The 19,573-nt window shown below is 37.5% G+C and carries 17 protein-coding genes; 1 reads left to right on the top strand and 16 read right to left on the bottom strand.

The window, feature by feature from the left end:
* The first annotated feature begins 20 nt into the window (after positions 1 to 20).
* Positions 21 to 2,570 carry a YfhO family protein gene (locus tag MUA88_RS04510; protein WP_262604921.1) on the top strand — a complete coding sequence of 850 codons (2,550 nt, stop codon included), beginning with the start codon at positions 21 to 23 and terminating at the stop codon, positions 2,568 to 2,570.
* Positions 2,571 to 2,772: 202 nt separating this feature from the next.
* Here the strand turns inward: MUA88_RS04510 and rplS are convergent, their stop codons facing one another.
* The 16 genes from rplS to sdaAA all read right to left on the bottom strand — a co-directional run bounded on the left by rplS (position 2,773) and on the right by sdaAA (position 19,559).
* Positions 2,773 to 3,123, bottom strand: coding sequence for a 50S ribosomal protein L19 (rplS, locus tag MUA88_RS04505; RefSeq protein ID WP_044360991.1), 351 nt, complete (start codon positions 3,121 to 3,123; stop codon positions 2,773 to 2,775).
* 116 nt (positions 3,124 to 3,239) lie between these two features.
* Complete coding sequence (gene trmD / locus MUA88_RS04500; RefSeq protein ID WP_262604920.1) at positions 3,240 to 3,962, bottom strand: tRNA (guanosine(37)-N1)-methyltransferase TrmD; 723 nt, start codon at positions 3,960 to 3,962, stop codon at positions 3,240 to 3,242.
* Positions 3,959 to 4,462 (bottom strand): ribosome maturation factor RimM, encoded by a 504-nt coding sequence (gene rimM, locus MUA88_RS04495; RefSeq protein WP_262604919.1) that lies wholly within the window; start codon positions 4,460 to 4,462, stop codon positions 3,959 to 3,961. The genes trmD and rimM overlap by 4 nt, the downstream gene beginning before the upstream one ends.
* A gap of 245 nt (positions 4,463 to 4,707) precedes the next feature.
* On the bottom strand, positions 4,708 to 4,983 hold the full coding sequence (gene rpsP, locus MUA88_RS04490; RefSeq protein ID WP_095116331.1) for a 30S ribosomal protein S16: 276 nt from the start codon (positions 4,981 to 4,983) through the stop codon (positions 4,708 to 4,710).
* Positions 4,984 to 5,102: 119 nt separating this feature from the next.
* Complete coding sequence (ffh, locus tag MUA88_RS04485; RefSeq protein WP_262604918.1) at positions 5,103 to 6,470, bottom strand: signal recognition particle protein; 1,368 nt, start codon at positions 6,468 to 6,470, stop codon at positions 5,103 to 5,105.
* Positions 6,471 to 6,483: 13 nt separating this feature from the next.
* Entirely contained in the window at positions 6,484 to 6,816 is a 333-nt protein-coding gene (locus tag MUA88_RS04480) for a putative DNA-binding protein (RefSeq protein ID WP_262604917.1), read from the bottom strand.
* The gene (ftsY, locus tag MUA88_RS04475; protein ID WP_262604916.1) at positions 6,803 to 8,020 is read right to left on the bottom strand and encodes a signal recognition particle-docking protein FtsY; all 1,218 of its coding nucleotides are present in this window, start codon (positions 8,018 to 8,020) and stop codon (positions 6,803 to 6,805) included. The genes MUA88_RS04480 and ftsY overlap by 14 nt, the downstream gene beginning before the upstream one ends.
* Position 8,021: 1 nt before the next feature.
* On the bottom strand, positions 8,022 to 11,591 hold the full coding sequence (smc, locus tag MUA88_RS04470; protein WP_262605867.1) for a chromosome segregation protein SMC: 3,570 nt from the start codon (positions 11,589 to 11,591) through the stop codon (positions 8,022 to 8,024).
* 3 nt (positions 11,592 to 11,594) lie between these two features.
* Positions 11,595 to 12,326, bottom strand: coding sequence for a ribonuclease III (gene rnc / locus MUA88_RS04465; protein WP_262604914.1), 732 nt, complete (start codon positions 12,324 to 12,326; stop codon positions 11,595 to 11,597).
* Between the two features lie 95 nt (positions 12,327 to 12,421).
* On the bottom strand, positions 12,422 to 12,655 hold the full coding sequence (locus MUA88_RS04460; protein ID WP_044361001.1) for an acyl carrier protein: 234 nt from the start codon (positions 12,653 to 12,655) through the stop codon (positions 12,422 to 12,424).
* Between the two features lie 186 nt (positions 12,656 to 12,841).
* The gene (gene fabG / locus MUA88_RS04455; protein ID WP_262604913.1) at positions 12,842 to 13,579 is read right to left on the bottom strand and encodes a 3-oxoacyl-[acyl-carrier-protein] reductase; all 738 of its coding nucleotides are present in this window, start codon (positions 13,577 to 13,579) and stop codon (positions 12,842 to 12,844) included.
* Entirely contained in the window at positions 13,572 to 14,498 is a 927-nt protein-coding gene (fabD, locus tag MUA88_RS04450; protein WP_262604912.1) for an ACP S-malonyltransferase, read from the bottom strand. The genes fabG and fabD overlap by 8 nt, the downstream gene beginning before the upstream one ends.
* Complete coding sequence (plsX, locus tag MUA88_RS04445; RefSeq protein WP_262605866.1) at positions 14,491 to 15,477, bottom strand: phosphate acyltransferase PlsX; 987 nt, start codon at positions 15,475 to 15,477, stop codon at positions 14,491 to 14,493. Before plsX ends, fabD begins: the two co-directional genes overlap by 8 nt.
* A gap of 1 nt (position 15,478) precedes the next feature.
* Positions 15,479 to 16,039, bottom strand: coding sequence for a transcription factor FapR (gene fapR, locus MUA88_RS04440; RefSeq protein WP_262605943.1), 561 nt, complete (start codon positions 16,037 to 16,039; stop codon positions 15,479 to 15,481).
* Positions 16,040 to 16,641: 602 nt separating this feature from the next.
* Entirely contained in the window at positions 16,642 to 18,687 is a 2,046-nt protein-coding gene (gene recG, locus MUA88_RS04435; RefSeq protein ID WP_262604910.1) for an ATP-dependent DNA helicase RecG, read from the bottom strand.
* 2 nt (positions 18,688 to 18,689) lie between these two features.
* Complete coding sequence (gene sdaAA / locus MUA88_RS04430; RefSeq protein ID WP_262604909.1) at positions 18,690 to 19,559, bottom strand: L-serine ammonia-lyase, iron-sulfur-dependent, subunit alpha; 870 nt, start codon at positions 19,557 to 19,559, stop codon at positions 18,690 to 18,692.
* Positions 19,560 to 19,573: the final 14 nt, after the last annotated feature.

Raw genomic sequence — 19,573 nt, 5'->3', positions numbered from 1 at the left:
ACTACCGCATCCGAGGTCGGATGAAAATTGTACTACTTGCATTTTTTGTAGGTGCGATTGTGTACGCCCCGGTACTCTATCGCTTCCTTGCACACGGTGTCATTCATAGCGGAGAAGGAGACGGCTTCAAACAAATGATGCCGTTCCAACTTTTCCTATATGAACGTATGTCTAGCCTATCCTCTTTTTATGATATTGGTTTAGGACTAGGCGGAGATTATTTTACAGATTTATCTTATTACTACACAACCTCTCCTATAATGTATATTAACTTCCTATGTATCAAACTTTTTCAAATGTTTGCCTCTATAGATCCATCACAAATTGATTTTTGGCCCGCAAATCAAATTTTTGTTGCGTATTTCAAATGTGTTTTAACTTTCTTAGTGACGTACGGTATGTTTAAAAAGTTTAATTTGCGTAACCCTTATCGTTTTGTAGGAGCGATGTTGTATAGTACATCAACAATTTTATATTATTTTAACTTTACTTGGTCATTTTTTGGTGACATCATGCTATTCTTACCCCTTTCTATTTGGGCAATGGAACGCTTTTTTAGAAAACGGAAGATTGGGCTTTTTATTGTTGCCATAGCATTTACATTATTTTCTAACTTTTATTTTAGTTACTATGAAGCTTTGGCGCTGGGTGCCTATTTAATCTATCGTATGATTTTCACACACCCAGATGACGTCATTACACGTTGGAAAAAATTATGGTTACTCATTCCAGCTGTGCTGATGAGTTTATGTATTGCATCATTCGGTTTTTTAACAGGTGTTCACTCATTTACAAATAATGACCGACAGCTGAATGATTTTGAAATTCCAGCCGTCATTGATTTCTCACAAAAATATCATATTTTTTCAAACGGCTTTTATTTTACAATTACTTTTATAGCACTGGTCGCATTGTTCACTTTCAAGTTTTACCGCTATTATTACTATCGCATGTTCGCAATATTAACTTGGGTATTATTATTCGGTGCACTTACACCTTATTTTGATAGCATGTTCAATGGATTTTCATACCCGCAAAGACGTTGGGGTTACTTACTCATCTTATCAACGAGTGTTCTTATTTCAATATGGTTGCGATACATTACCGAACTCACATGGCGAGATTATTTAATTTCTCTATCGCCATTGATTCCTTTAGGATTTGCAACTCTCTTCTTTTCTGAAGGTCGTATGTGGTGGATGATTGCGAGTGCTCTCATCTTGATGATACTAGCCTATTATGTATATTATCGAAAGCCAATATCTAAACAAATAATGTATCTCATTGCTGGCTTATTTGTGATTCAGCAGTTTCTATTATTATTAAACTATCATACAAATAATATCATCCCGCATGAAGCGGACACATCAAGGCTTCATTCAGCGAAGTATCACAGCGCTGAACTTCAGAAAAAAATAGATGAAATCACAGATAGACAATCACCTCTTGAACGCATTGATTACATGAGTAACTATGCAGTTAATTCAAGTATGATTTATGGTTTTAACGGTGTTGCACTTTATTCAAGTATCTTTGATGGTGAAATTCTAGAATACTATGATAAACAGATGCAGATTAATATGGAATATGATAGTAACAGTACATATCGTCTACTCGGTGATCGTGCGAACCTCTATGCATTATGGGGTGTGTCTGACCGAATTAAAAAAGGAGATGACCCATCTATTGCTTTTGGTATGAAACCTGAAGAACAGATTCAAGAAGGCAATACGACATGGTTGCATAGTCAAAATACTTTTCATTACCCCGCTACTCATCTTACTTCTAAAGTATATGATGAGAAAGATTTAAAATCACCGCTTGATCGTGAACATGCCATGTTACAAGGTGTTGTATTAAATGGGGAATCAAAGAATACGACATTTAAAGCCAACCCTAATCTTTTAAAAACAGCGACGATAACACCCCGTGATGCTGAAAAAGATGGTAATCGCTTAAAAGTTAAGAAGACACTTGGTGGCCTCGATATTTCAATGCCAGCAAATGCTCAAAAGCAATATAAAGACTATTACTTAGAGATGGACGTCGAATTGCTAAGTCCAGATCAAGCACACTATTTAAAAGTCGATGATTTCCATCAACGTCGTACGAGATTAGATTATAAATATAAACGCTTTGTTACACATATCACAGTAAGGGTTCCTGCTAAAGAAACGATGCAGCTTAAACTCAAAAAAGGAACATATCGTGTGAAAATTAAAGGAATTTATGGTGAAAACTACGAAACCTTAAAACAAGCACAACAAGATGTGACCCCTGTTAAAGTCACACAACATCAACGACATATGCGCGTTGATTTGCATCCAAAGACATCTTCTTATCTTGTACTTCCGCTTCCATACCGTAATGGATTGAAAGCAGAAGCGAATGGAGAAGCAAGACCTGTAAAGCAAGGAAATGGCTTACAAACGGTGATTCCAGTTAAAAAAGGAGATCGTAGTTTAATACTCAGCTACGAACTACCTTATTGGCGTATTTACGTTGCCTTAACGATAATTGGATTAGTCAGTGCCTTTATATATCGTGGGTGGTTACGCCGCAAAATATAAATTTAAAGAATCGACAACCTTTCTATTATGGGGCTGTCGATTCTTTTTGGTTTGTTTTCTATTGCTTTTATCTTTCTTTAGGGTCAATATGCTTAACATTGTAACGGCAAATTGCATAAAATCAAAAAACAGACTTAATATCTGATTATCAGATATCAAGCCTGTTTTTATGTTAGTATCGCACTGTGGATGTACGATATGATTAACGGATTTCTTGGATACGTGCTGCTTTACCACGTAAGCTACGTAAGTAATAAAGTTTCGCACGACGTACTTTACCACGGCGTTTCACTTCGATTTTCTCGATTTTTGGTGTGTGTACAGGGAATGTACGTTCAACACCAACACCTGAAGAAATTTTACGAACTGTGAAAGTTTCTGAGATACCGCCACCGCGACGTTTAATTACAACACCTTCGAATACTTGGATACGTTCGCGAGTTCCCTCTACGATACGTACGTGTACACGTAAAGTGTCACCAGGACGGAATGATGGAATATCATCACGTAATTGTGATTGTGTTACTGCTTCGATTAATTTGTGGTTTGTCATTATTTATTCTCTCCTTCAAACTATGTTCTTGCCTTGACAATAAATAGCAGCGGATCATAGTGTTATTTGTGCTTTCACACTTAAAATATACTAGCATACTTCAGATTATAATTCAATCATCTTTTGAAACGTTCGATAATTTTTTTATCTTCATCCGTTAATGGATAAGATGCTAATAAATCCGGACGCTTTGTAAATGTTCGATATAACGATTGTTCATGACGCCATTTTTCAATATGTGCATGATTACCTGATAACAATACATCTGGTACATCATGACCATCAAATGATCTTGGACGTGTGTATTGCGGATATTCCAATAAGCCACTTGAAAATGAATCATCTTCGTGTGATACTTGATTGCCAAGTACATCCGGTAATAAACGGACAATTGCATCGGTCATAACCATAGCAGGTAGTTCCCCACCTGTTAAAACGTAGTCACCTACCGAAATCTCATCAGTAACAAGTTGCTTACGAATGCGCTCGTCATACCCTTCATAATGTCCGCAAATAAAAACAAGGTGCTCTGCTTCAGACAATGATTCTGCAAGCTTTTGATTAAATGGTTGTCCCTGTGGTGTCATTAAAATCACACGTGTCTCTGGTGTCGTCTCTAGCTCTCTCATCGCATTGAATATCGGTTCTGGTTTTAATACCATTCCTTGACCGCCACCAAACGGATAGTCATCCACTTGATTATGTTTATTGTTTGCATAATCTCTAAAATTAATCGTTTGTGTGGATAGCTGACCTTTTTCACGCGCTCGTTTCAAAATAGATTGATTTAATACACCTTCAAACATTTCAGGGAATAGTGTTAAATAGTCAATTCTCATTCATTTAACAATCCTTCCATTGGTGTAATCACGATTTTTCTCGCATCGACATCTACACTTTGTACAACATCTGCAATGTAAGGGATAAGGTGCTCTTTTTCGCCTTTAACGACCCAGACATCATTTGCACCTGTTTCAAAAATTTCTGTCACACGACCTATTGGTTCATCCCCATTAAACACTGTGCAGCCAATGATATCAGAATAATAGAATTCATTTTCTTCTAATTCTATCTCTTCATGATCACGTTCCTGAGTGAGCTTAGCCCCTTTTAAATGCTCAATATCATTAATGTTATGGATACCTTCAAATGTGAGCATGTGCAAGCCTTTATGCATGCGATGTCCTCTGACAGTGAGGTCTGTTGTTTTCCCTTTTAATTCTGCTTGCAGGACTTCACCTGGTTGGAAGCGAACATCTGTAAAGTCAGAGTCAGATTTTACCTTCACTTCCCCCTTAATACCATGTGTATTCACAATGGTACCTACTTCAATCTTCACACAAACTACCTCCTTACAATTTTTCTATTACGAATGCGCTTCTTTCATATCTTCTTTATGTCCGTATTCCAGAAGCAAAATTCTCGGCAGAACTTCTCAATTTAACAAAATAAAAAAGCTATTTTGCGCATTGCTTCCGTTCTGCTCGAATTTAAAACGCTTCTTTCATATCTTCTTTATTTCTAATAAAAACAGTGAGACAAAACCACTATTTGATTTGTCCCACTGTTTAAGTGTGTTTCGTATTATTTTGAACGTTTTTGTTCGTCAAATGTTTTTAAGATACCTTCACGTGATAAGATGTTGTGAACTGTATCAGTTGGTTTCGCACCGTCTTTTAACCATTTTAAAGCTAATTCTTCGTCGATTTTAACTTCTGGTGCATTCACTGCTGATGGGTTGTAAGTACCGATTTGCTCGATAATACGACCATCACGTGGTGAACGTGCGTCAGCTACAACGATACGATAGAATGGATTTCTTTTTGAACCTAAACGTGTTAAACGAATTTTTACTGCCATTTATAATTCTCTCCTTCAAAGTCATAAGTTTTGTTATCTACAAGAAATAATAATAACAGGTTATAGAACCTTTGTAAAGAGAAAATACTTTACCTTTTTATTTTCTTGTAAATCATTTTCTAGAACGGTAAGTTCATGCCTTTCAACATGTTTTGTAATTGGCCTTGTTTGCCTTTTTTACCTTTACCGCCACCTGTAAATTGTTTCATCATCTTCTTCATATCATTAAATTGTTTGATAAGACGATTGACTTCTTGTAATGAACGACCTGAACCATTCGCAATACGACGTTTTCTAGATACGTTCAATTTTTCTGGATGTTCTCTTTCGTCTAATGTCATTGATTGAATAATCGCCTTGATATGATCAATTTGCTTGTCACTCATATTTAATTGATCCAAGCCTTTTACTTTGTTCATACCAGGAATCATTTTCATAATGTCATCCAATGGGCCCAAGTTTTTCACTTGATCCAATTGTTCTAGGAAGTCATCCAATGTAAATGATGAAGTACGCATTTTTTTCTCAAGATCTTTAGCTTTTTCTTCATCAACATCTTGTTGCGCTTTTTCAATTAAGCTTAAAACATCACCCATACCAAGAATACGAGATGCCATACGTTCTGGATGGAAGAGTTCTAATCCATCCATTTTCTCACTCATACCGACAAACTTGATTGGTTTCTGTGTGACGGCACGAATAGATAGCGCTGCACCACCACGTGTATCCCCATCTAATTTTGTTAAAGTAACACCTGTTACATCAAGTTGTTGGTCGAATGATTCAGCTACATTGACAGCATCTTGACCTGTCATCGCATCTACAACCAACATAATTTCATTTGGTTTTGCAATTTCTTTGACTTCTTGCAATTCATTCATCAATGCTTCATCAATATGCAGACGACCTGCTGTATCGATAATCACAAAATCTAAGTGTTCTTCTTTGGCATGATTTAAAGCATTTTCAACAATTTGTTGTGGTTTAATTTGATCGCCTTCTGAATAAACAGGGATATCAATTTGCTTACCCACCGTTTGTAATTGTTTGATGGCAGCAGGTCGATAAATATCAGCAGCAACTAATAGTGGCTTTTTGTTGTATTTCTTGCGCATTAAGAGTGCTAACTTACCTGCAGTTGTTGTTTTACCTGCCCCTTGTAAACCAACCATCATCACAACTGTTGGTGGCTTTTTCGCCATTGTAATCGAGCTGTTGTCTCCACCCATTAACGTTGTCAATTCTTCTTGAACAATCTTGATGACTTGTTGTCCAGGTGTGAGTGATTTCATGACATCTGAGCCAAGTGCACGTTCTGAAACTGTCTTAACAAAGTTTTTAACTACTTTGAAGTTAACGTCTGCTTCAAGTAAAGCCAGTCGTACTTCACGCATCATTGTCTTGATATCAGCTTCAGTCACTTTACCTTTGCCTTTAATTTTTTGCATTGTCGCTTGTAAACGATCGGATAATCCTTCAAACGCCATAAAGTGACCCTCCTTATTCTAATTCTTCCAATTCTTGTATATATTGTTCGAGTGTTTCTGGTTCATGAATATGATCACGCAACGCACGATATAACTCTTGGCGCCGAGTGAAACGACGGTATAAGCCGAGCTTCTCTTCATAATCTTCTACAAGCTCACCCGTTCTTCTTATGTTATCATACACGGCTTGGCGGCTCACTTCAAATGTATCTGCTATTTCACTCAATGCATAGTCCTCTAAATAATATAAGCGTAAATAATTACGTTGTTTTTCAGTGAGTAATGATTGATAAAAATCATATAAATAATTCATGCGTAATGTTTTGATTAAATCATTCTCTGCCATCACTGTCTGCCTCTTCTGTTTGTGTTTCTTCATCCGCAACATTTTCTTCAATCATATCTGCAAATAAACCATACACGTAACTTTCTGCATTAAATGGTTGAAGGTCATCCATTTGCTCACCAAGTCCTACATATTTAACTGGAATATGCATTTCATTACGGATTGCAAGTACAATACCACCTTTAGCTGTTCCATCTAATTTCGTTAATACAATCCCTGTTACATTCGTTACTTCTTTAAATGCTTTTGCCTGTGCTAACGCGTTTTGACCTGTTGTTGCATCCAAGCATAATAAAACTTCATGTGGTGCATCTGGCATCGCACGACCAATTACACGTTTTACTTTTTCAAGTTCATTCATTAAGTTTTGTTTGTTCTGTAAACGACCTGCAGTATCACAAATTAAGATATCTGCACCTTTATTTTTCGCTGCATTCATCGCATCGTACATCACTGCTGCTGGATCCGCACCTTCACCTTGGCGAATGACTTCAACGCCGACACGTTCACCCCATACTTCAAGCTGTTCAATAGCCCCCGCACGGAATGTGTCACCAGCTGCTAACATTACTTTTTTACCTTGTGATTTGTAACGATGCGCTAGTTTACCGATTGTTGTTGTTTTACCTACACCGTTGACACCCACCATTAAAATGACATTTAAACGTCCATCTTCAATTGCCATCTCTTCAGATTTGTCGTCTTCTTGATGATAGATTTCAACAATTTTTTCAACAATGGCTTCACGTAAGTCGACGGTCTCTGTGATATTACGACGTTTTGCTTCCATACGTAACTCATCTACTAATTCCATGACCGTATTAAAGCCAACATCTGCTTGAATCAACATTTCTTCTAATGCTTCAAAGAAATCTTCATCAACTTTTCGATAATGGGCTAATAAATTATTTAATTGATTTTGGAAGTTCTCACGTGACTTTTCAAGTCCATCACGGAACTTCGCACCAATTTTTTGAGATTCAATTTCTTCAAATTCTTCAATTGAAATTAAGTCATCATCAAAGTCTTGATGAGACCAATCGTCATTTGTTGCTGATGACGTTTGTGATACGTCAGATGTTACTTTTTGGGCCGAATCTTCTTCATCACTGCTTAGTTCTGTTTGTGTTTCAACATTTTCCTCTTGTGGTTTCACTTCTTCAGACTTTGCAAACTTATCTTTTAATCGTTTAAAAAAGCTCATGTTATTGTTGCTCCTCCTTCATCACTTCATCAATTGTATTTAAATTCACACTGACTAATTTAGATACTCCCAGTTCTTGCATGGTTACGCCATACAGTCTATCACACATTTCCATTGTCCCTTTACGATGTGTAATAACAATGAATTGCGTTTGTTCAGAGAGTGTTTTTAAATAAGATGCATAACGCATGACATTTGCTTCATCAAGTGCTGCTTCCACCTCATCTAATATAACAAAAGGTGCTGATCGTACTTGTAAAATCGCAAATAATAATGCAATGGCACTCAACGCGCGTTCACCCCCACTGAGTAATGACAAGTGTTGTAACTTCTTGCCCGGTGGTTGAACTTTAATATCCACACCTGCTGTAAGATAATCATCTTCAGTCAATAGCAATTCTGCTTGTCCGCCACCAAAAAGCGTTTGAAATACTTCTGAAAAATGCTTTTGAATTGCATGGAATGTTTCACTAAAGCGTGTGACTACTTCTTGGTCCATTTCATCAATCAACTGTTCCAGCGTTGCCTTTGCTTCTCGCAAATCATCACGTTGTGCGCTTAAGAATGTATAGCGTTCGTTGACTTCTTCAAATTGTGCGACTGCATTCATATTGACAGGCCCCAATTCATCAATAGACATTTGTGTTAATTTTACTTTTTGTCGCAATGCCTCTATCTCTTGTCCATGATCAGGATAGGTTTTGGCAGCATGTTCATAGGTCATATGATAGCGCGTCGACAAATGGTTAAGGCCATGATCAATTAGAACATCCAAACGTGATTGCGCCCCTTTTATTTCTTGGTAGCGATTTTCAACCATTAGAAGTTGTTGATGTGTATCTTCCAATGCATGTTCATTTGATTCAATCAATTGTTCAATCGATTGACGTTTAATGCGCAATTCATCCTGTTCTTGTATCAACAAGTCTTTTTGTGATTGCGTCGATTGGATTTCTGTTTCTAACTTTTTCAATGTCGTATCATCATTTACTTCATCAGAATTCACAATGGCTAATTGTTCTTTTAATTTTTGTTGTTGTGTTTTGATTTGATCATGCGTTTGTTTTAATCGTGTTTCTGTCTGTTTTTGTGTACGCAGACGTTCATTTAACACGGCTAAGTCAGATTGTTTCTGATGTAACTGTTGCTGACATTCAGCAAGTTGTGCTTTCCCTGCTTTTGTTTCTGTTGTCAATTGCTTAATTTGGCGATCCAAAGTAGTAAGTTGCGCTTCAATTTCATCCTTGCGCTTTTCTTGTTCAGCAAGTGTTGCCTCACCTTTATCACGTTGATAGCCATCATTTTTTTCAAATTCAAATGCTTCATGATCATGTTGAAGGCGTTGTACGATTTCTTGATATCGATCATGTTCCAAGTCTAAGTCATGTAGTACTTGTTTTAAGTGATTGTATTGTTGTTGTAACTTCACATATTCATCACTATATCGTGTCTGCTCTGCCTTTTTATCAGCACAGAAACGTTCTAGTTGCTTAGTTTTTTCTAGATAATCTGCAAGTTGTTCCTCTAACTGATGAACTTCATCTTTTTGACGTAATAACGATTGACGTTGTGCGGTACCGCCACCTGTCATTGAACCACCTGGATTAACAACGTCGCCATCTAATGTAACAATACGTACTTTATAACCAATCATTTGTGCCACTTCATTGGCATGCTTAAGTTCATCTACAATCAGTATGCGACCTAATAAATGATTCATAATTGGTTGATATACTTGTTCAGTTGATACTACATCGTTCGCTACAGCGATAAAACCTGGATGTTGTTGTGCTTTTTGAACCAAATACGGCTCCATTTGTTTAGATTTAATGACATTCAGTGGTAAAAATGTTGCACGTCCAAGTCGCTTCGTTTTTAAATATTGAATCGCTTGGCGTGCCGATGCTTCATCTGTTGCGATGACGTGTTGCATACTTGCCCCTAATGCCGTTTCAATCGCAGTCGTATACTTAGAAGGTACATCAATTTTCTGTGCTACAGCACCGTGAATCCCTTTCAAAGTATCTGTCGCTTTTAGCACTGCTTTGACACCTTGATAGAAAAAGCTCAAATCATCTTCTCGCATTTTCATACTATCAATACGTGACTTCAATTTATCATTGTAGCGATAGGCTTGATGTAACTTTTCTTCAGACTCAGATTGTAGCTGTGTCACTTCAGTGAGTGCCAATTCTGTTTCTTTACTTCTCGTTGTGACACTTTCAAGTTGTTTTTGTTTTTCTTGCTGTTCTGATTTAACACGTGCTAGTTCTGTCTTAGCTTCATTTAATTTGGCATAAGACTCAGACATGCGTGAATCTAAGCGTGATTGTTTCTTTTGATGTTCTTCAAGTGTACGTGTCAAAAAGCGAATCTCGTTATTAATAGCAGATTGCTCAGTCATTAACTGATAATATTGATCCTTTAACGTTTCTACATCCTCATCTTTAATAGACTGTAGGTCATGATATGCCGTTTCGAGTTCATGAACTTCCTGTGTCAGTTGTTGTTTTTGTTTTTTCAACGCAGCAAATTGTTCCTGCACTTCTGACAATTCTTGATCGACATCAGTTTGTTGTGCGTTCAAATCCAACTGCTCTTCTTCTATTCTGGCATTGGTCTGAGATTGGTTTTTTTGACGCTCTTCAATCAGATGATATTGGCCTGTCAGTTTTTCAACTTGCTCTGTAGCTTCTATAAGTTTTGCATTGAGTTGTTCTAACTGACTATCAAGATCAAATCGCTCTCCCTTTTTTGATTTAATGGTATGCATCAAATGATGTTTTTTACTTTGCGCACGTTCTTGTTCGCCCTTCAAATCATTAAGCGTTTCATCGTGTTCTGCAATTTGTGCCTTATAAGCGTCAATATCATGCACCGTTACTTTGACATCACTTTCCTGTAAAATTTCAGAGAGTGCTGTATATTCTTTGGCAATCGCCGCTTCTTCTTTTAAAGGTTCTACACGTGCCTCCAAATCAACAAGAATATCTTCTACTCGCGTCAAGTTATCTTCTGTTTGTTCAAGTTTATTTAATGATGCCGCTTTACGCTTCTTATACTTCAAAACACCAGCAGATTCTTCAATAATTTGACGTCGATCAATCGGTTTTGCATTTAATACTTCATCAACACGACCTTGAGAAATAATACTAAAAGCTTCCTTGCCTAAACCAGAATCAAGAAAAAGCTCTGTTATATCTTTTAAACGTTGTTGATCATTATTTAAATAATATGCACTCTCTCCACTACGATACAATCGACGTGTAACAACAACTTCATCCGCATCAATATTAAGAATACGTTGAGAATTATCAAGCTTCAACTGCACTTCTGCATAATTTTGTGCATTTCGATGTTTAGCACCTGAGAAAATAATATCTTCCATCTTGCTACCACGTAATGAACGTGCAGATTGCTCACCTAATACCCATTTGATCGCATCGGTAATATTACTCTTTCCACTACCATTTGGTCCTACAATTGCTGTGACACCTTTATCAAACTGTATTTGAGTCGGTTCTGCAAAAGACTTAAAACCATATGCATCAATAGACTTTAAATACACCATCGCTTACTCCTTATTGGTCATTTTTACATAGGCTCTTTCAGCTGCCTTTTGTTCTGATTCTTTTTTTGTTCTACCTTGACCTACTGCAATAGGTTTTGCATCTAACAATACTTCAGATGTGAATTGTTTGTTATGCGCAGGGCCTTCTTCTTTTGCAATACGATAGGTTAATTCACCTAAATGATATTGATGGATATATTCTTGAAGTTTCGTTTTGAAATCAACAACCCCCATCAATGTCTCATCTTCAATATGTGGGAAAATCGCATATTCCGCAAATTGTCGCACAACTTCTAACCCTTGATCTAAATATAATGCCCCTACAAACGCTTCAAATGCATCTGAAACTAAGGCTGGACGTGTACGCCCCCCTGTTTTTTCTTCGCCATTACCTAACAAAATTAATGGATTCAAATCAATATTCGTCGCAAATATTACAAGTGAGGGTTCACACACAATTGTTGCACGCATCTTTGTCAAATTCCCCTCAGGTAGATGAGGATATTGATCGTATAAATAGCGTGATACCGTCAATTCTAATACCGCGTCACCTAAAAATTCTAATCGCTCATTGTGCATTAAGCGTGGCATATTGAAATCATTAATAAAACTTGAATGTGAAAATGCCTGTTGATATATGTCTACGTTATTGTAAGGTAACCCTAGCTCTTTCATTTTTTGATCGAATTTTTCTCTAAATATTTCAACCAGTGTTTCTTTGCTCAACTTAGCCATTTCTATTGCCTCCTTTTTTTATTGCAAATTAATGGTATAAAAACATCTTTTAGTAAAAAAACTGAGCCGACAAACATCGACTCAGATGAAATTAATTATTTTTCAAGTGTATTAATGAAATTAACAGCGTCGCCTACTGTATTGATTTTTTCCGCTTCTTCATCCGGAATTTCTGTACCGAATTCATCTTCTAATTCCATCACTAATTCTGCGATGTCAAGTGAATCTGCGCCTAAATCATCTTTGAATGATGCACCTTCAGTGACCTTATCAGCATCTACGCCTAAACGGTCAACGATGATGTCTTTTACTTTATCGAAGTTTTCCACAGTCTGTCACCTCCTTTAAAGATTCAAGGATACACCCTTGGTCGACTGTAGTGATTCTTTTAACTGATCATACCCGACTGTTATATTTTGCCATGATATTGTCAGAATTACAAGCCACGTCATCGTGTGTTTTCTTAACAAGGCGTTTCCTTTATATTATAGCATGGATCCTGCCATATAGCAGATTTATTCCATGTGCATACCACCGTTGACATGAATCGTCTGACCAGTGATATAACTTGCTTTTTCAGATGCTAAAAACGCAACAGTATGTGCGATATCTGTATCTTGTCCAAAACGACCGAGTGGAATTTGACCTTTCATTGTCTCTTTCAACTCATCACTCAATGCATCTGTCATATCTGATACGATAAATCCTGGTGCAACAGCATTCACTGTAATATTACGCGATGCCAATTCACGTGCTGCTGTTTTGGTCATCCCAATCACACCTGCTTTTGTTGCAACATAGTTAATTTGACCAGGATTCCCAACTGCACCAACAACACTTGTTAAGTTAATAATACGTCCTTGGCGTTGTCTTAACATTTGAGGTGTTACTTTTTGGATACAGTTAAACACACCTTTTAAGTTTGTATCAACAACATCATCCCACTCATGTTCTTTCATACGCATCAGTAAGTTATCACGCGTAATACCTGCATTATTTACAAGCACATCCACTGAACCGAAAGTTTGAACAACCTCTTTGATCATCGCTTTCACTTCATCTCCATTGGCAACGTTTGCTTGAATGGCGATACTTTCTTGCCCTTTATCTTGAATTTCTGCAACGACTGCTTCTGCTTTTTCTTTATTACCTGCATAGTTTACAACAACATGATAACCTTCTTCAGCGAGTTGTAATGCGATACTACGTCCAATACCACGTGATGCACCAGTTACTAATGCTACTTTAGTCATTCGCTAACCATTCCTTTACATCTTCGAGTGTTTGAATCGAAGTTATTTTAACATCTCTATTAATTTTCTTTACAAGACCCGATAACACTTTATTAGGACCAATTTCTACAAAGTGTGTGACACCTTGTGCAATCAACCATTCTATTGAATCAATAAATTGTACAGGTGAATACAATTGCTCAATCATATGTGCTTTGATCACTTCTGCATCTGTTTCACCCTGTGCATGAACATTTTGAACAACAGGTACTTTTGCATCATGCCAGTCAAATTGATTGATATAATCTGAAAAATCATCTGCAATGACTTTCATCATTGACGCATGGAATGGACCAGACACTTGCAATGGCATCACACGTTTCGCACCTAAAGACTTTCCTTCTTTAACAAGTTGATTAATCGCCGTTGCATGACCTGATACAACAATTTGACCCGGGCAATTGATATTGGCAGGTTCTACCACTGCTTCATCCGTTGAAATTTTATCACAAATGTCTCTTACTTCTTCAAGTGATAAGCCAAGGACAGCAGCCATGCTCCCTACACCACTTGGAAAGGCTTGTGCCATTAACTCTCCACGACGACGGACAATCTTAACAGCATCTTCAAATGCTAGTACACCATTCGCAACAAGACTAGAATATTCTCCAAGACTATGTCCTATTACATAATCTGCTTCAGGTTGCCCCATTGCTGTATATAGTGCTGCACTATGAGCTAATAATGCAGGCTGTGTATTTTCTGTTTGTGATAAAACACCCTTGGTATCTTCAAACATTGTTTCCAATAAGTCGAAGTTCACACTAGTCTCTGCAGTATCTAAAAGTGATTTTGCTGAAGTATCTCCTTCATATAAATCTTTAGCCATACCTACTTTTTGTGCCCCTTGACCTGGAAACATAAAAGCTGTTTTACTCACTCGCTTCACCAACCATTTCACGCATATTATCTACAATTTTAGTTTCAGATGCGACTTTTGCCTGGCGGATGGCTGAATAAAATGCTTTGGCGTTCGAACTACCATGTGTCTTTACAACAACGCCATCTAGTCCAAGCAACACTGAACCACCGTATTCCGAATAGTCCATTTGTTTCGCGATGCCTTTAATATCTTTTTTCAATACAAGTGCTGCCAATTTATTTTTAGCACTTGATAAAATATTTTGCTTAATGACTTTTCCAAATGATTTTGCAACACCTTCTAAGTTTTTCAAAATCATGTTACCAGTAAAGCCATCTGTCACAATAACATCTGCTTCATCTTCTAAAATTGATTTCGCTTCAATATTACCGACAAAATTAAATTGTGATGTTTCTGCCATTAATTTATATGCTGCTTTTGTTAAGTTATTGCCTTTTTGCGCTTCTGTCCCAATATTTAACAATGCAACTTTTGGATTTTCAATACCACGTAATTTTTTAGCATAAACATGACCTAAAACAGCATTTTGATAAAGATGTTCTGCTTTGGCATCTGCATTGGCACCTAAGTCTAATAACACCGTTCCTTTTCCACTGACAGATGGAATCGTCGCAACAAGCGCAGGTCTTGCAACACCTGGTAATCGGCCAACAACAAATAATCCAGCTGACATTAACGCACCTGTATTCCCAGCAGAAACACAGGCTTCTGCTTCACCATTTTTCACTGCTTCTGCCATGCGAACCATTGAACTATCTTTTTTTCTTTTAATCGCACGAACCGGTTCATCTTCCATTGTGATTCTTTCTGAAGTATGACGGAATGTAATACGTGGATGGTTTAACGTATATTGCGCTTCGTCACCAAATAGGATTATTTCTAGATCTTCAAAATCATTGATTGCCTTTTCTACAGCTTCTAAGACGATTTGTGGTGCATCGTCGCCACCCATCATATCTACAGCTATTTTTACCATGTTATTCATCCTCACTTATATAATACATTTTGAAAATACCTTCAAAAACCTTTTCGTCACCTACATATGAGCTGACAGTCATTTCATAATATTTATCATCATGATGTGCAACTTTTGCTTCAGCCATCACACTATCACCGAGATGTACAGGTTTTACGAAATGGATATGACTCTCCTTCGTTAAAACAAAACCATGTTTAATCATGGCAACACATAATGAGTTCGCCTGCGCAAACACAATATGACCACGTGCGATATTATTTCGAGAGAAGACATCATTTCCCGATATTACTAGTAATGACTTGGCAGATTGATTAGGTTCTAACGCAATAATATCGCCGATAATATCTTGATTCTCCAAAGAACTAATATGCGGATACTGTTCTTCAGCAACTTGTTTTACTCGCACACGCAATTCTGGAATATGTAATTGATTACGATCAAGGCGAATGGTCTGAATACTCACTTCATACATTTCGCTTAATGCTTGATCGGTTATAAAAGGATTTTGTTCTATCGTTTGTTGAATTAACTTTCGTCTTTCATTTTTATTTCGTTTCACTTCATCGCCACCATCATTTAGTACCAAGTCATAATTGGTTATTGTATATTTTAACACGTTCTTACTTATCTTCAAAATGATTTAATATAGTCATTTCTAAAGTAAAAATAATCCATTGTGTTTGAGTATATAAATAAGCAGGGATAATGAAAACTTATATTCACAAAAGTTTTCATTATCCCTGCCTCAAATCATTATTTAATTTTTTTAAATATTAGAAACCCTTGATGGCAGTAGATGACTGATATGTGACTTCACCTAACGGCTCGTCTCATATCTAGTCATCCTTGCCGGGGCACTATATATCAGTCTCAGACATATTCATTTTATATGCTGGTAAACTGATAAACGGTGTCCCAAAAGCAGGATTTTCGGCAGAACTACCACGATTTCGGCAAAATTTGAAAAGCAATTTTGCTCATCATTTTGTTCTGTTCATAGCTATATTCGCTTTTTATTCCTATTTCTTTATACACTAAAAAGCCTTGATGGCAGTAGATGACTGATATGTGACTTCACCTAACGCTCGTCTCACATCTAGTCATCCTTGCCGGGGCACTACGACGAAATCTTTGCTTCGCATGAGATTTCTGTAGTGCTCCCTAATCAAAGCTTTGATGTAACATATTTCGTTCGATAAATTCTCTTAGGCGATCAAATTCTTCTGTAAAGAATCGGCCGGATTGAATCATTTCCGCCGCTTCATCACGCGCGACTTCTAACATACGATAATCTTCAACTAGGTTTGCAACTAAGAAATCTGGCAAGCCGCTTTGTTTTACACCGAAGAAGTCGCCCGGTCCACGCATTTCTAAATCACGCTCACTTAATTCAAAACCATCTGTTGTTTGTGTCATGATGGTCATCCGTTCAATCCCTGTTTCCGTTTTAGGAGAGGCGATTAAAACACAATAACTTTGATGATCGCTTCGCCCCACACGGCCACGCAATTGATGGAGTGTTGAAAGACCAAAACGATCAGCATCATAAATCATCATGAATGTGGCATTCGGAACGTTAACACCTACTTCAACAACAGTTGTTGATACAAGAACATCCAACTCATGAGCGCTAAAGCGTTGCATCACATCATCTTTTTCATCTGGACGCATTTTACCGTGTAATATACCAATGTGACGATTTGGCAATTGCATTTTTAAGTTCTCATACAATGCAATGACATTTTGCACGTCCTCTAAATGTTCAGAGCTTTCAATAAGCGGTGAAATCACATAGGCTTGACGCCCTTTTGCTAATTCTTGTTCCATTTGACCAAGTACACGATCATAGCCCTCATGCTTCACCCAATGTGTGATGATAGGCTTACGTCCTTTAGGCATACTTTTAATAGAGGAGACGTCCATTTCTCCAAATACAGAAATTGCCAATGTTCTCGGAATAGGTGTCGCTGTCATAAATAACACATTGCTCAACGCACCTTTTTCACGTAATTTCTGACGTTGTTCTACCCCAAAACGATGTTGTTCGTCTGTAATCACAAGACCTACGTCATGAAAAACAACATCATCTTGAATGAGTGCGTGCGTACCAATCAAACAGTCGATTTCTCCATTCGCTAATTGTTCCAAAAGAAGTTGTCGCTTCTTACCTTTAACAGAACCTGTTAGTAATGCGACATTCATTCGATCACCAAAAAGTGACGTTAAACTTTCAGCATGTTGTTCTGCTAAGATTTCTGTAGGTACCATTAAGGCAGACTGATACCCCGCAGTTTTTAAAGCATACATACAAACGGCTGCAACGACTGTTTTCCCCGATCCAACATCTCCTTGCAGTAAACGATGCATTCGAATAGGCGCCTTCAAATCTCTAAATATTTCATTGATACTTTGTTTTTGACCATCTGTCAATTCAAACGGCAAATCATTGATAAAGGCTTTGACTAATTCAATATCATACTGCACTGCAACGGCTTGATCCGAACTTTTTTCTAAGCGATTCAGCCACTGCATTCTTAACTCAAACATAAAAAATTCAGTAAACGCAAAAGTACGTCTTGCCCTTAAAATCATTTCTTGACTCGGAGCCTCATGTAATGTGTGAAGCGTATCATGCAATGATTCCAATTTGTATTTCTGTCGTAATGTTTCGGGTAACCATTCATGAATCGTAACATCCTTTAACGTTGCTTGAATCATATCTCGTAAATTTTTCTGTTTGATGCCTTCTTTCACACGATATACAGGTGTGAATTGCGCATCAGCCAATTGTGTCATATCCGTAAACATCTTTTGCCCATTAATCTCTTGTTTACGACGTGACCAACGGCCTTTCACAACTACAGTATCATGCAATTGGACTTTGTTTTTAAGATAATGTTGATTAAAAAATACAACTTTTACAGCAATATCATTGATCATCATATGCACTGTAAGTTTAGAGCGATTTCGTCCTAAAAAGGCAACAGTCGGTGTAGAATAAACTTGCCCTTGAACAGTAACTGTTGACTCATCTTCTGCTTGTGTCAAATCTACAATGGAATTATCTTCATAACGTGTTGGCAAATATAATATTAAGTCTTGTACCGTATGAATATTCATTTCATTTAACAAGGTTAAACGCTTTGGTCCAAGACCTTTAATGTCTTTCAGTGCATAAGGATTTTCAATTATCGCTATTTTTGTCATTTTTAATCACCAAATATTTGTTGTTTTAAACGTTCTCCAGTTGGTGTACCTGCCAAACCACCTCGTCCAGTTTCTCGCAATTCAACAGGCATTGTTTGACCGATACGGTGCATGGCATCAATTACTTCATCTGTCGGAATACGAGATGAAATACCTGCTAATGCCATATCTGCAGAGACAATCGCATTAGATGCACCTGCAGCATTTCGCTTAACACATGGAACCTCTACAAGTCCAGCAACTGGGTCACATACTAATCCCAACATATTCTTCATACAAATAGCAAATCCTTCTGCTGATTGTTGTGGCGTCCCACCTGCTGCTTCGACAATCGCTGCCGCTGCCATGGCACTCGCTGAACCTACTTCAGCTTGGCAACCACCGGCAGCCCCTGAAATAGAAGCATTATTTGCAACGACAAAGCCAAAAGCACCTGATGTGAGTAAAAAGTTAAGCATGCCTTGTCGATCTAGTTGCAGTCTCTCTTTTAAAGCAAATAACACACCTGGTACAACACCCGCAGATCCTGCAGTTGGCGTCGCACAAATTTTACCCATTGCAGCATTTACTTCGTTTGTCGCAACAGCTTTACTAATTGCATCTAAAACTAAGTTGCCAGCTAATGCTTGGCCACTCGCCATATATTGTTGCATTAAAACGGCATCGCCACCTGTCAAACCTGTTTTAGAAGTAACACCATTGAGTCCTTCTGCAACAGCATTTTCCATTGTTGTTAAGTTGCGATCCATATGCATATAAACTTCTTCTTTCGTCAAACCTGACACTGACATTTCTTGTTCAAGCATCACTTCATAGATGGCTTTCCCTTCAGCTTCACATTTAGCAATTAATTCTTTTACACTCTTAAACATTCGAACCCCTCCAA

Origin of the sequence: Staphylococcus sp. IVB6240, from assembly GCF_025558425.1 — a bacterium.
Taxonomy (GTDB): Bacteria; Bacillota; Bacilli; order Staphylococcales; family Staphylococcaceae; genus Staphylococcus.
The sequence above is the reverse complement of the archived record's forward strand: the minus strand, read 5'-3'. Positions and strand labels throughout refer to the sequence as shown.